The sequence below is a fragment of the Ruminococcus sp. B05 genome (assembly GCF_003628495.1).
Lineage (GTDB): Bacteria > Bacillota > Clostridia > Lachnospirales > Lachnospiraceae > Schaedlerella > Schaedlerella hominis.
This window is the reverse complement of the sequence record NZ_RBZR01000018.1, coordinates 32,687-47,263: the sequence shown is the minus strand read 5'-3', so window position 1 is coordinate 47,263 and position 14,577 is coordinate 32,687. Positions and strand designations below refer to the sequence as shown.

Below are 14,577 nucleotides of genomic sequence, written 5' to 3'. Positions count from 1 at the left end.
TTATAAATGTTTCCTTATGATTCTATCATGATTACATCTTAAAGTCACTATTGATTTTTCCCAAATTGTTTGTAATGATAACATAAATCCAAATACTGATCACCTATTTTTTATACTCGCATATATTAAATAAGAAACTCTTTTTATTCCAGGAGGATTTATGAAAAAGAAATTTATTCCTATACTTCTCGCTTCTACCCTGGCTGTCAGTCTATTATCTGCCTGTGGCTCTGACCACGCAGATGATACTGTCTCGCATACCCCAAATAATACTACAAAAGCTGTCTCGAACACACCCGAAACAGTCTCTGTCACTCTAAATGAAGTTGCTCACTCTATCTTTTACGCTCCAATGTATGTTGCTATTGAGAATGGCTACTTTGAAGATGAAGGCATAAAACTCACTCTCGTCACTGGTTTTGGAGCCGATAAAACTATGACCGCTGTACTCTCAGGTGAAGCAGATATTGGATTTATGGGTTCGGAATCATCCATCTACACTTATAATGAAGGTGCGAACGATCATGTAGTAAACTTCGCCCAGCTTACACAACGTGCCGGAAATTTCCTCGTCGCACGTGAAGAAATGCCAGATTTTGATTGGGATGATTTAAAGGGTAAAAATGTGCTTGGCGGACGCAAAGGTGGCATGCCGGAAATGGTATTTGAATACATTCTAAAACAGCATGATATCGACCCAACCACAGATCTCACCATCAACCAAAGTATTGATTTTGGCTCAACTGCAGCCGCATTTTCCGAAGGATTAGGTGACTACACCATTGAATTTGAACCAAGCGCCACCATACTCGAAAGTGAAAACAAAGGCTATGTTGTAGCTTCACTCGGTAAGGACAGCGGATACGTTCCTTACACCGCTTACAGTGCAAAACAAAGTTATATTAATCAATATCCTGACACCATTCAAGGATTTACAAATGCTTTACAAAAAGGAATGGACTATGTACAGTCCCACTCTCCTTTTGAAATTGCAAAAGTAATTGAACCACAATTTCCGGAAACAGATTTGAATACCATTACTACAATTGTAACCCGATACTATGATCAGGACACTTGGAAAGATAATTTAGTTTTTGAAAAATCTAGCTTCGATCTACTCCAAGATATCCTTGAAACTGCGGGTGAACTAGAAAAACGTGTCCCTTATGAAGATTTAGTAACTACTGAATTTGCCAAAAAGGCTATAAAATAATACAAGATTTTCTTAAAAAATCGATTTTTTGTACTTTTTCGGGGCAAATACACATTTTTTTCTAATTTGTTAACAATTCGTTCAAAAATGAATCATAGTTTCCTCATATCTTTTTCCTATACTGTAATTGTTCAAAAGAAAGAACACTTTTTCATAAACTTTTTCCCCCTTGAGTCACAGCGATGTGGCTCTTCCTTTTTGTCTAAAAATATTTTTCTGTTCTTTCTTTAGTCCAAGAAACTCTCTCCACGTTATCTCTTGAATTTTTCCTTATACTTATTATATACTAATTTTATATTTCTATTTGATACTCTATAAAGATTGGATGTGTATTTATGATCGATAAAAGACTTGTTCCTGTAAATGGACTAAAAAAAGAACCTTTTTCCGGATGTCATCATGGCATGCGATATTATTTCCTTTGTGATGATAGTAAAGAAAGCTTTACAGCTTTTGTTTATCCTGAACCATGGTGTTTTGAGCAAACTCCCGATGAGGAAAAGACTTCTGCATCCTTCCCTATTTCTGAAGAAGGCATGGATGATGCAATTTCCTGGCTATTTGAACAATATGAATCAAATAAAACAAAATGGCATGCAGCCGATCATGACTGCATGCACATTGTAAATGATAAATGATTTCCAGTTCATACCAATTTAAGAATTTTAAGAAATTCTTTTTATCTATGACACCTTTCAGTCACAATTGTTTGATAAGATAATTTCATACGATACAGGAACTTCGAATTATTCGTTGTTTCAATAAGTTAGAGGAAAATGGCTGCACACAGCATGTGCTGTCCGCAGCCATTTGCTTCGACCAAATAAATCAGTTTTTTAACTTATCTGTCTTACATATTCATTATCTTATATATCCATTCTGATATGCTATCGTACGATTATAAGCATATAATTCCGCTCTTGTTGCCTGTATATAAGGTTCAACATAAAAGATTCCAAGAATACCAAATGTAATTGCCTCTAAACATCTCCAACCAAGAAATGATAAATCTAACACAAATGTATTCCATTTTTGACCCATCATCATCTTTTTACTTATAAGAAATGCTTCTTTTCTGTTCATCCCCGGATTCTCTGCCAGAATATATGGAACCATAAGGTATTCATAACTCTTAATAATTCCCGGTATTACAAATAACAATGACCACAAGACTGTGTACAAATCTCTCAAAAAGATAGTCAGGATTATATTTCCATAATTTCCTGATTTGAACGCATAGGCTAGTGTTCCTGCCTGTGCCTGTTCTGTCTGATTGGTAATAAAGAATCGACATCCACCAACTTCCAATGCATTCCCAACAAAGATAGACAATACAAGCAATACCAGCCCACTAAGTGCTGCTATGGCAGCCACTACCAATGAAAATGCAATTGCTTCTGCACTTCCTCCGGAATTATATCCGTCGGATATGCTCTTTGCCGCATTGCCTCCACTTCCAACTGCACCAAATATTGTCATAACAAATGCAACAAGCACTGCTGTCCAATAATTTCGTTTAAATGCAACTTTTGCTCTTGTTTTTAAATCTGCTCTCGTCCACATATAATTAGGCCTCCTTTTATTGTGTCTAATACATAAACTGTTGCTTTTTCTTGTCCATTATATCATGCACGATTCTGATTGTACAGATTATTCCAAATCTCTACGATAATCAATATCCTTTAATTCTGCTTCATCTATTTCTACTATAATAATATCCTGTAAATGATTCTGCATAACTTTCTTTCCGCCAACATCACCTGTAAGTTCCATCAGCTCTGAAAAATATTTTTTATCCCAAAGTACCGGATTGCCCATTTCTTTGTCTTTTCCTGTGCAAATAATCTGCTGTGGGCGAAGCATAGCCTTACGGATTAATGTAAACATTGTGGAAAATGTAAGTTCCGGCTGATCACAAACACTGAACAAAATTCCTCTTATCTCAGGATGTTCTGCTAAGCATGCCTCCAGTCCAAGTTTTACCGAACGGGAAATTCCTTCTTCCGGTTTCTTATTCTCTACAATATTCATTCCATACTTCTTCGCTTCCTCCGCAATATCATCTGCTCCGGTTACAATATATGTCGGAAAACCTTTCAGCCCTTCCATCTTATCTAACATATATTGGTACATCGGTTTATCGGACTTTAATTCCTGCAATTTATTTCCACCAAATCGGCTTCCACTTCCGGCTGCAAGCACAACAACTGCATATTGCCCGTAAATGCGTTCAAACTGAGTAACTGCCTCCAATACGCCTCCGCCGATAGCTCTTGCCTTGTCAGAAATGAGATAACAGTTTTTTCTCTCACATCTTGCATCAATATCACCGGCTTTTAGGTTTTTCTGCACAGTCACTCCTGGCTGAAGCATTCCGCGCACAATTCCAGACATCTTTGCGTAGACCGGTTCCCCGCCTGTTATTGCTACAAGCTGTCCTTTTTCCACAATATCCCCAATCTGTACCTTTGGTTCAATCACTCCATCTGCCGTAGCTTTGATCAAACGTTCAAGTGTAAATCCTCCAACATTTCCAGGTACTCCAGTATTTGGAATCGGTTCTCCTTCCCAGATTACATCTCCCAATGTATGACCTCGCTTTGTCTCAACAACACAGTGACAATCTACTCCTGCTGTAAATCCAGGTCCTACGCCTACAACAAATGGTGCCCAGGAAATTTCTGTTCCCAGATTTCTTTTAGCAAGAATTGCATCCACAACAACATCCGGCTGATATTCTTTTAAAATCACTTCTGGTTCTTCGATAATAACCGGGATTTTTCCTATAGCTTGTACTTCCAGTGCTTCTTTTATCGAATCCACAAGCAACGCAGACATATCCTCCACTTCTGCATGCTGTTCATAAACTGCTCTTGACAATGCTACCGTTCTTCGCACTGTCAAAGGTACCGGAAGCTCTGTCATCAAGAGTTGATGTCCACTTCTATATAATCTGGATGCGATTCCTGTTGCCAAATCCCCAGCACCTCTAATCCAAATCTTCATGACAATCTCCTTTATCTGCTTTCATATAAATCATATCCCGTAATAAGAATATTTTCGGGCTTTTCTGCCATTGTATCTATTTTTTTACAAATTTGCAATGCATACGCAATACGCTCATCTGAATCTGCCTTATTTAATAATAAATGTAATTTCTTGTTTCCTACAGACTTTCTCGAGCCCAATTCAGATACTGCAAGACAAACAATATCGTCTGTCGTCACTTTATCTTCTATTTTTTTATGCAGTAACTCTGCCGCTAATTCAGCCCGAAAACAAGTTTCTGCAAATGTTTTTCCAATAGCATCAAGTCCGTATACAGCCACAACCTGCGTTGTTTGTTTTGGAATTACCGGTTCCCATTCTTCCGGAACCTTACATGGCAACTCCTTTGCTCCGTCTGCTTCTACAAGAACAATACCACCTCTTCGCTCCATTTCCTGACATATTTCTTCAAAAAATGATTCTGAAGCTGAACAAAATTTTGATGTTCCGTCTGCTGTCTTCCTGTCTGTTGCGTTTCCCACAACACATTTTCCATAAACATCTAATAATTCAATTAATTTTTCTATTGATTCCTCCAGCAGCATATATGGCACATCTTCATATCTCATATGTGTTGTCGTCGTCACGACTACCGGAATTTCCTCTTCCCAATATGTTTTTGCCAAACGGCGGATTGTAGTGGTTTTTCCTCCGCCTCCAACAAAAGAAATAACCTGAGAAGGCATTCCAACAAGTTGGAATGCCTCTCGGTAGTTATTTACTTTTTGTAAATTACCTAAGTTATATTGTAAAATCATAAAATACCATCTGCAATTACAGCCTCAATTAATTTCTGCAGTCCTTCAGGAAGTTTTGTAGCTTCTCCTTTTGTCCAGATGAACTCGTCTCCAAGGAATCTTACCTTGCAGCTTACTTTCTCTCTATCAAGAATTGCAAATCCCTGATTTGTACTGTCAGACATATCTTCTGGTTTCTCAAAATATGTGAATTTATCTTTGTATGGTGCACTGCTGTATGGGCAGAAGCTCTTACAGTTACCACATTCATTACACATAGAATCCACATGGATAATCTGTGCTTTTTCCATTCCCGGTACATGTACTGCTACATTTGCACGGTTTGGACATACCTGAACACAGTTCTCACAGATTGTTGAACATCCAAGACAACGTGTTGACTCAGCCTGTCCTTTTTTCTCTGATTCTAAGATTCCCTGTCTTGCAAAGATTGTTTCACTTTCAAGGTTCTCATCAAAGTCTCTTGAAAGAGTTGTTCCGATAATTGCCTCTGCTGCTTTCTTACCATCGCGAATTCCTTCAACAACAGTTGCCGGTCCGCCGAGACCATCACCAACTACATAAACACCCTCTACATTAGACTCTAATGTATCATCGTTTACAAGTGCTTTTCCTCTTTCACTTACATTGATTCTATTTGCTTCATAGAATTTTGTTGGAACTTTTTCTCCGACAGCTGCGATCACTGTATCTGCTGCAATCTCGCAAATCTCATCTGTCTCAACTACACTGCGTCTTCCTGACTCATCGATGTCCCCAAGTTTCATCACTTTACATGTCAGTTTTCCATCAACTACTTTAACTGGTGAAAGAAGCTCTTTGAATTCTACACCGTCTTCGATAGCCATCTCCAGCTCTTCTGCATCAGCAGGCATAAATCTCTTTGTTCTTCTGTATACAAGATATACATTCTCAACACCTGTTGTGCGTTTTGCTGCTCTTGCTGTATCCATAGCTGTATTACCACCACCGATAACTACAACATTCTTACCAATGTTTAACTCACCATTGTTTGCCTTGAAATCAGCCAGGAACTCTAATGCATTTGTAGCATCCCCTTCTTCTAATCTCAATGTTCCAGGTTTTGATGCTCCTACTGCAAGGATTACTTTATCAAATCCTTCAGCTTTCAATTCGTCTACACTCTTAACACGTGTATTAAGTTCAACGTGAACTCCAAGTGTATTTAAAATCTCTGCATCTTTATCGATTGCGCTTGAAGCAATTCTAAATTCAGGAATCACATGTCTTACAACTCCACCGAGAGCATCGTTCTGCTCAAAAATTGTAACATCCATTCCAGCTCTTCTTAAGAAGTATGCTGCTGCCATACCAGCCGGTCCACCACCGATAACAGCTGCCTTACTTTCTTTTGTCACTGCAGGTACGCCCTGTTTCTTCAGCCATGCTTCATATCCGTTCTCAGCTGCAAGCAGTTTCATATTACGGATGTGTACAGGATCTTCGTAGAAGTTACGTGTACATTTGCTCATACAATTGTGTGCACAAATTGTACCTGTAATAAACGGAAGTGGGTTTTTCTCTGTGATAACTTCCATTGCCTCTTCATATTTTCCTTCGCTTACAAGCTCAAGATAAGTTGTGATATCCTGGTGAATAGGACATCCTGCTTTACATGGTGCTTCGAAACAATCCAACAGCGGAACGCTTTCTTTCATCTTTCTTGAAGGAAGTGGTTTTATAGCTTTTACATGATGTGGATCTTTCTTAGCTGCTTCTACTAATGCAGATACTGCCTCTGCGTCAATTCCTGTAAATACGTCATTTTCTTTTTCAAGAATTTCTGCCATCTGTTTTACTCTCTGGTATCCACCTGGTTTCAACATTGTTGTTGCCATTGTTACAGGCCAGATTCCAGAATCAACGATTCCTTTAATATTGAAGTAATCAGCACCGCCAGAGTAAGAAATACGAAGCTGTCCATCAAAGTCTTTCGCAAGTTTCTCTGCTACAGACATAGACAATGCATACAGTGATTTACCTGACATATACATCTCTTCACTTGGAAGCTCATTCTGTTTTACATCAACTGGGAATGTGTTTGTAATTTTTACACCAAATTCCAGATTACGTTCTTTACATACAGCCATCAGTCTCTGAAGCATTGGAACTGCATCTTCATACTGAAGATCATCTTTGAAATGGAAATCACCGAATGCAACATAGTCATATCCCATATCATCCATTGTTTTTCTTGCATACTCATATCCGAGAAGTGTTGGATTACATTTAATAAATATATTGTATCCTTTTTCTGTGATCAAGTGCATTGCAATTCTTTCAATTTCCTGCGGAGGGCATCCGTGTAATGTAGAAATTGTAGCGGAATTACAGATTTCCGGCTGAATAGCTTCGATATCTTCTTTTGTTACATTCTCAAACAGATCAACATGATCTAGCAGATACTGTTTGCAGTTTTTAAACACTTCACAGTCTGCTGCATTCTGCATTGTATTTAAAAATGTATCAATCTTTTCACTCTTAATTCCTTCCAGATCGTATCCAACACTGATGTTGAACTGGAATCCGTCAGGATCGCCAAGCTTGTATTCTTTTGCCAATACTTTCAATAAGAACCATGCTTTGATATATTCTTCCATTGCCTGTGGTACATATAACTCTGTAGACCACTCGCAGTTATAACACTCATCATCTGCAACGATACATGGTTTATTTACGCATGCTGCAAGCTCTGCTCCATCCATTTTCTGAACTGTTTTCAATTCGAAGAAACGGCTTCCTGTATAGTATGCAGCAACGATATTCTGTGTCAGCTGTGTATGAGGACCAGCTGCCGGTCCAATTGGAGTTTCCAGCGCACGGCCGAAAATTTCACGATTGTTTTTGCTATCTGCAACATATGGATCATGTTCCCCAAAAACTGTTCCATACTGTTTGTGTTCTTTTAAAATCCAGTTTAAAAGATGTTCGAACGACATAGGTGTCATTAATTCACTCATATTAAAACCTCCCTGAGTATAATTTACTTAATTTTTCTTTACCTCATCTTTCGGTAATACCAAATTGAGCAATACTGCAAATATTGTTGCTAATACAACCGGTGATGATGCAAATGTATTGTTAATAATTGACTGGAAATTTTCCAGACCCATTGTCATGCCAAGACCATTGTAAATGCTCTGTGTCATCTGGTTCAAGCATCCACTGCTCTGTGATACACCCATTCCAATTGCAATTGCGATACCTGCAACTGTTGTGTTTCTGGCTGACATTCCTTCACTTACAAGAAGCTTAATACCTGTCATAGCGATTGACGCAAATACAGAAGCTACAGCTCCACCAAGTACACACTGTGGAATTGTACGAAGTAATGCAGAAAACTTAGGAATTAAACCTGCAACGAGCAAAATTCCTGCGGAAGTTGCAAATACTTTTCTTGCTACTACTTTTGTAGAACCTACAATACCTACATTCTGGCTGAACGTTGCTGTCGGAGGGCATCCGAAGAATGCACTTACGATATTACTGATACCATATCCGATGATACCGCCGTTTAACTCTTTGTCCGTAGGTAATCTGTCCATACCACCAGTTGTTGTTGCTGAGAAATCTCCCATTGCCTGAATAGAATTAACCAGGAATAACAATGCAAGTGGTATAATTGCTGAAACATCAAAACTCATACCAAATGCCATTGGTTTTGGAAGCTGAAACCATCCTGCTGAATGCAATGCTGAGAAATCAACCATTCCAAAGCAAAGAGCAAGAACGTATCCACAAAGTAAACCAATCAAAATAGAAGCAAGTTTAAATAAGCCTTTTCCATAGTGATTCAATCCTATTACAATTGCAAGTGTAATGATTGAAATCAGCCAGTTCTGCCAAGAACCATATACTAATGCAGCAGTTTTACCCTGCTGTTCTACTATCAACTCATATGTGTTTGCTGCGTTACCAGCCATATAGTTGATCGCTGTCTTATATAAAGAAAGTCCGATTGCGAAAATAACTGTTCCGATAACAAGTGGCGGGAATACTTTTCGAATCTGTTTAATAAATAATCCTACTAAAATTGCTACTATACCGCCAATTACCATCGCTCCCAGGATCGTATCGACGCCCTTTGCCTGAGAAGCAATTGCTGTCATTGTTGGCACATAAGCAAAGCTGACTCCGATAATAACCGGGAGGCCTGATCCGATATGGATCTTATTTCCATACAACTGTAACAGCGTTGACAATGCTGCAAATACCAGAGACATCTGAATCAATAATCCAGTGTCTACGCTTCCTCCAGCATTGTTAGCAGCATTCGCAACCAGAATCGCAGGTGTTACACATCCTACTACCGCTGCCAATACATGCTGAATCGCCAGTGGCGCAATCTGTCCAGGTGTCGGATTGCCGTCCCATCTAAAAAGTTCATCGCTTCCAGTTTTATCTTTACTTTTGCCCATTGTATTTCCTCCTATATTCCCAGTATTATCTTGAGTTAATTCTATCAGCAAGCGCTCCGGCTGCCTGTCTGCAATCAGCAAGTACTTTTTCTGCATCGATATTCAACAATTCACGCTCTTTCATTAATACTTTACCATTCGCTACTGTTGTAACAACATCTCTTCCTGTCATACCAAACAGAACATGACTGTTCACATTACCTGCATGTAATGGTGTTGGTGGAATATAGTCTACAACGATCACATCTGCTGCTGCACCTTCTTTTAACACGCCCAGCTTCTGTGGGAAGTAACGTTCTGCAATCTGTACGTTTCCTTCAAAAAGCATCTGTGGTACTTCTGACCAAGCTGCATTTGCATCACATAAATGATGTTTATGTAACACATTCGCTACCTTATAAGATTCTGTCATATCATGTGTATATCCATCTGTTCCAAGACCTGTCAGAATACCTTTGTGCACGATATGCATTGTCGGAGGACATCCACATGCATTACCCATGTTAGATTCCGGGTTGTGCACTACCATTGTATTTGTATCTTTGATCAAATCCATCTCATGCTCATTTACATAAATACAATGTCCAAGAAGAGTTTTCTCTCCCAGGATACCATGATCCATAAGACGATCTACGATACGTTTACCATAATGCTTCAGGCAATGGTGTAAATCTTCAATACCTTCTGCAACGTGAATGTGATATCCAACTCCATCCGGTTTGTTAGCAGCAGCAAGCTCCATTGTCTCATCAGAGATTGTAAACTGTGCATGCATACCCATCATACCTGCGATCATGCCTGTATCATCTTTTAATGCGTGGCGGATAAAATCAGCATTCTCTTTAACAGATGCTCTTGCCTTATCCATGCCATCTCTGTCAGAAATCTCATAACAAAGACATGAGCGCACTCCTGTTTCTTTTGCTGCTCTCTCAATCTCGAATAAAGAACCTTCGATAGAGCCAAAACTTGCATGATGATCAAAAATTGTTGTAACACCATTCTTAATACAATCAATATAAGTTGCCATCGCACTTAAATAAGTATCATTCAATGTAAGGTTGCGGTCGATTGTCCACCACATACCATCTAAAATATCTAAAAATCCTTTTGGATCATATCCGTTGACTGACATTCCTCTTGCAAATGCACTATAAATATGTTCATGTGCATTAACAAATGCCGGCATGATAATCTTGCCTTTAGCATCAATAAACTCTGCATCCGGGAATTCTTTCTTAAGAGTCTCAAGATCTCCTACCTTCTTAATCTGTGTTCCCTCAATTGCTACGGCTCCACTTTCAATATAAGGATTAGCGGAATCTCTTGTGATTACTCTACCATTACCAATAATCAACATATGCATCTCTCCTTTTCTTTTTTTCAGTTTTTTTAACTGTTTAATTTGTCTGATTTTTTTGTAATTTTCGCACAACAAATTACATTTCTGAACCACTTTCTTTGTAATATGATACCATAATGCCACCTCGAATGCAACAAAATTCTTAAAAAAATTAAGATATCTAAAAATTTTTTAGAAAAGTATTGATTTTCATTTTTTTTATGCTATGATGGATTCAGAAGCAAATAAAAATGACAAGACATTTTCATGCTAAAGAGAGGAGTTACAGATTCATGGGTAAAAGGCTTGATTTATTAAAACAGATTAGTCATGGACTTGCGGTTCACTTCGGTAGTAATTGTGAAATTGTCATCCACGACTTAACAAAACGTGAAATCGAACATTCTATTGTATATGTAGAAAACGGTTCTATCTCCGGACGCCAGGTCGGCGACGGACCTTCACGCATTGTTCTTGAAACATTGAAAAGAGATCCATCTAGGATTCACGACAGACTTTCTTATTTAACTAAGACAGAAAGCGGACAGATTTTAAAGTCCAGTACAATGTATGTTCGTGGTGATGATGACAATATTGAGTATATCTTTGCTTTAAACTACGATATTACTTCTTTGTTAACGGTAGAAAATGCTCTTCACTCTCTGATCACAACAGAATCCGAGCTGGAGTTGGAAACAGGGAGCGGAATTTCTGATGGCGGTATCGCACAGCCGCAGAAAATCACCCACAATGTAAATGAACTACTTGATTCTTTAATCGAACAGGCTCTTGCACTTGTCGGCAAACCTATCGCAGCAATGAACAAAGACGACAAAGTTAAGGTTGTACAATTTTTAAATAGCGCGGGTGCTTTTCTTATCACAAAATCCGGCGACAAAGTTGCTTCCCTATTAGGCATTTCAAAGTTTACGCTCTATAATTACATGGATGCGACTAACAAGTAACAAAATAGGAACCCAAAAACAAATAATAAAATATAAAGGAGGTTATTCCAAATGGAATCAATCAAATGGGCAGTCAATAAGATGCCAAAGACAAACGATGAAAACCTGAAAGTCATGAGTCTGGAAGAAGTTAAAAAAGCTCGTGCTTTCCATGAGAGTTTTCCACAGTACACAGTAACACCACTTACTAAATTAGATAAGATGGCTGACATGCTCGGTCTTGGTGAAGTGTACATCAAAGATGAATCTTATCGTTTTGGACTGAACGCTTTCAAAGTACTCGGAGGTTCATTTGCAATGGCTCGTTACATTGCAAAGCAGACAGGCAAAGATGTTTCAGAACTTCCTTATAATGTACTTACTTCTGATGCTCTTAAAGAAGAGTTCGGACAGGCTACATTCTTTACAGCTACAGACGGTAACCACGGACGTGGAGTTGCATGGGCTGCAAACAAACTTGGACAGAAAGCAGTTGTCTTAATGCCAAAGGGAACAACACAGACACGACTGAACAACATTCTTGCTGAAGGTGCTACAGCTACTATCGAAGAATATAACTACGATGAATGTGTTCGTATGGCAAATGACATGGCTATGAAGACAGAGAACGGAATCATGGTTCAGGATACAGCTTGGGACGGATACGAAGAAATTCCAGCATGGATCATGCAGGGATATGGAACAATGGCTATGGAAGCTTATGATCAGCTTCAGGATTATGGATGCGAGCGTCCTACACACGTATTTATCCAGGCTGGTGTTGGATCACTTGCCGGTGCTGTTCAGGGTTACTTCGCTAACAGATATCCGGAAAACCCACCGAAAGTTGTTGTTGTAGAAGCTGAAGCTGCTGCATGTCTTTACAAAGGTGCTTCTGTTGGTGACGGAAGTATCCAGATTGTAGATGGCGATATGGTTACTATCATGGCTGGTCTTGCTTGTGGTGAACCAAACACAATTTCATGGGATATTTTGAAAAACCATGTAGATACATTCATCTCTACTCCTGACTGGGTTGCTGCAAAAGGTATGCGTATGCTTGCTGCTCCAATCAAAGGAGACAAACCGGTTACATCTGGTGAATCAGGAGCTGCTCCATTCGGAACACTTGCTTGCATCATGATGATGGATGAATACAAAGAATTAAGAGAACATCTTGGATTAGATGAGAACTCAAAAGTATTACTCTTCTCTACAGAAGGTAACACAGACCCAGAACGTTATGAATCAATCGTTTGGGATGGAAATGAAAAATAAGTCTAATAAGACTTATATAATAGGAAAAAATTAATTTATATTTTAAAAAGGAGGATTTTTAACAATGGATTTAAACAAAATCAAAGAGGCTGCACAGGGATATGAGAAAGAAATGACTGCATTCTTACGTGCAATCGTAAAAAACCCAGGAGAAAGCTGTGATGAGAAAGCTCATATCGACACTATCGCTGCTGAGATGAAAAAAGTAGGATTTGATGAAGTTCAGATCGATCCTCAGGGAAATGTAATCGGATACATGGGAACAGGCGACAAGATCATCGCATTTGACGCTCATATTGATACAGTAGGTATCGGTAACATCGACAACTGGACATTCGATCCATATGAAGGATACGAGACAGAGACAGAGATCGGTGGACGTGGAGTATCTGACCAGTGTGGCGGTATCGTATCAGCTGTATATGGTGCTAAGATCATGAAAGAACAGGATCTTATCCCAGAAGGATACAAAGTAATGGTTGTTGGTACAGTTCAGGAAGAAGACTGTGATGGTCTTTGCTGGCAGTACATCATCAACGAAGACAAAGTTCGTCCTGAATTCGTAGTTTCTACAGAGCCTACAGATGGTGGTATCTACCGTGGACAGCGTGGACGTATGGAAATCCGCGTTGACGTTAAAGGTGTTTCTTGCCATGGTTCTGCTCCAGAGCGTGGAGACAATGCTATTTACAAAATGGCTGACATTCTCCAGGATATCCGTGCTTTGAATGAGAACGACGCTGAAGACGGAACAGAAATCAAAGGTCTTGTTAAAATGCTTGATCCTAAATACAACAAAGACTATGAAGAAGCTCGTTTCCTTGGACGTGGTACAGTTACAACATCTCAGATTTTCTACACATCTCCAAGCCGTTGTGCAGTAGCTGACTCTTGCTCAGTATCTCTTGACCGTCGTATGACATTCGGAGAAACATGGGAAAGCTGCTTAGATGAGATCCGTGCTTTACCTAGCGTACAGAAATACGGTGATGACGTAACAGTTTCTATGTACAACTATGACCGTCCTTCTTACACAGGATGTGTATATGAAATCGAGTGCTACTTCCCAACATGGGCTATTCCAAAAGACCATGCTGTAACAAAAGCTCTTGAAGAAGCTTATACAGGACTTTACGGAGATGCACGTATCGGTGCTGAAGAGACACTTGAGATGAGACAGGCTCGTCCATTAACAGACAAATGGACATTCTCTACAAATGGTGTATCTATCATGGGACGTAACGGAATCCCTTGTATCGGATTCGGACCTGGAGCAGAGGCTCAGGCTCACGCACCAAACGAGAAGACATGGAAACAGGATCTTGTTACATGTGCTGCAGTTTACGCTGCTCTTCCAAAATCATATGTGAAATAATGCACTAATCGCTTAGCGAAATTGCATTGAGCTTAGCGATTGTGTACACTTCGGCATCAGACGAGGTCTTTTCGAGTCGATGTCCGAATGTGTTACCTCATTGCTTAGCATTATATACTCAAAACCAAATTCAGGCGTCTGGTCCGCCGGACGCCATCCATTAAAACAATTATTAAAAAA

General features: G+C 39.2%; 11 protein-coding genes. 5 read left to right on the top strand and 6 right to left on the bottom strand.

Features of this window, described 5'->3' with window-relative positions; all coding sequences use genetic code 11:
* Positions 1-160 precede the first annotated feature (160 nt).
* Together D8Q48_RS12625 and D8Q48_RS12620 are read left to right on the top strand one after the other, a co-directional pair.
* A complete protein-coding gene (locus D8Q48_RS12625; protein WP_121056689.1) occupies positions 161-1,213 on the top strand; it encodes an ABC transporter substrate-binding protein in 1,053 nt (350 codons plus the stop codon).
* A gap of 335 nt (positions 1,214-1,548) precedes the next feature.
* Positions 1,549-1,851, top strand: coding sequence for a hypothetical protein (locus D8Q48_RS12620; RefSeq protein WP_117991661.1), 303 nt, complete (start codon positions 1,549-1,551; stop codon positions 1,849-1,851).
* 223 nt (positions 1,852-2,074) lie between these two features.
* Here the strand turns inward: D8Q48_RS12620 and D8Q48_RS12615 are convergent, their stop codons facing one another.
* The 6 genes from D8Q48_RS12615 to ssnA form a co-directional block, all read right to left on the bottom strand.
* Entirely contained in the window at positions 2,075-2,776 is a 702-nt protein-coding gene (locus D8Q48_RS12615) for a DUF975 family protein (RefSeq protein ID WP_117991658.1), read from the bottom strand.
* Between the two features lie 87 nt (positions 2,777-2,863).
* Positions 2,864-4,219 carry a selenium-dependent molybdenum cofactor biosynthesis protein YqeB gene (gene yqeB, locus D8Q48_RS12610; protein WP_121056687.1) on the bottom strand — a complete coding sequence of 452 codons (1,356 nt, stop codon included), beginning with the start codon at positions 4,217-4,219 and terminating at the stop codon, positions 2,864-2,866.
* 11 nt (positions 4,220-4,230) lie between these two features.
* On the bottom strand, positions 4,231-5,019 hold the full coding sequence (gene yqeC, locus D8Q48_RS12605; protein ID WP_121056685.1) for a selenium cofactor biosynthesis protein YqeC: 789 nt from the start codon (positions 5,017-5,019) through the stop codon (positions 4,231-4,233).
* A complete protein-coding gene (ygfK, locus tag D8Q48_RS12600) occupies positions 5,016-8,000 on the bottom strand; it encodes a putative selenate reductase subunit YgfK (protein WP_121056683.1) in 2,985 nt (994 codons plus the stop codon). The genes yqeC and ygfK overlap by 4 nt, the downstream gene beginning before the upstream one ends.
* A gap of 27 nt (positions 8,001-8,027) precedes the next feature.
* Positions 8,028-9,458, bottom strand: coding sequence for a nucleobase:cation symporter-2 family protein (locus D8Q48_RS12595; protein WP_117991646.1), 1,431 nt, complete (start codon positions 9,456-9,458; stop codon positions 8,028-8,030).
* Between the two features lie 25 nt (positions 9,459-9,483).
* Positions 9,484-10,818: a putative aminohydrolase SsnA gene (gene ssnA / locus D8Q48_RS12590; RefSeq protein WP_121056709.1), complete on the bottom strand. Its 1,335-nt coding sequence runs from the start codon at positions 10,816-10,818 to the stop codon at positions 9,484-9,486.
* 275 nt (positions 10,819-11,093) lie between these two features.
* Here ssnA and D8Q48_RS12585 point away from each other — a divergent pair, with 275 nt between their 5' ends.
* The 3 genes from D8Q48_RS12585 (at position 11,094) to D8Q48_RS12575 (ending at position 14,397) form a co-directional block, all read left to right on the top strand.
* On the top strand, positions 11,094-11,765 hold the full coding sequence (locus tag D8Q48_RS12585) for a helix-turn-helix transcriptional regulator (RefSeq protein WP_121056681.1): 672 nt from the start codon (positions 11,094-11,096) through the stop codon (positions 11,763-11,765).
* A gap of 51 nt (positions 11,766-11,816) precedes the next feature.
* The gene (gene dpaL / locus D8Q48_RS12580; protein WP_117991641.1) at positions 11,817-13,022 is read left to right on the top strand and encodes a diaminopropionate ammonia-lyase; all 1,206 of its coding nucleotides are present in this window, start codon (positions 11,817-11,819) and stop codon (positions 13,020-13,022) included.
* 64 nt (positions 13,023-13,086) lie between these two features.
* Positions 13,087-14,397, top strand: a complete 1,311-nt coding sequence (locus D8Q48_RS12575; RefSeq protein WP_117991639.1) for a YgeY family selenium metabolism-linked hydrolase — start codon at positions 13,087-13,089, stop codon at positions 14,395-14,397.
* Positions 14,398-14,577 lie beyond the last annotated feature (180 nt).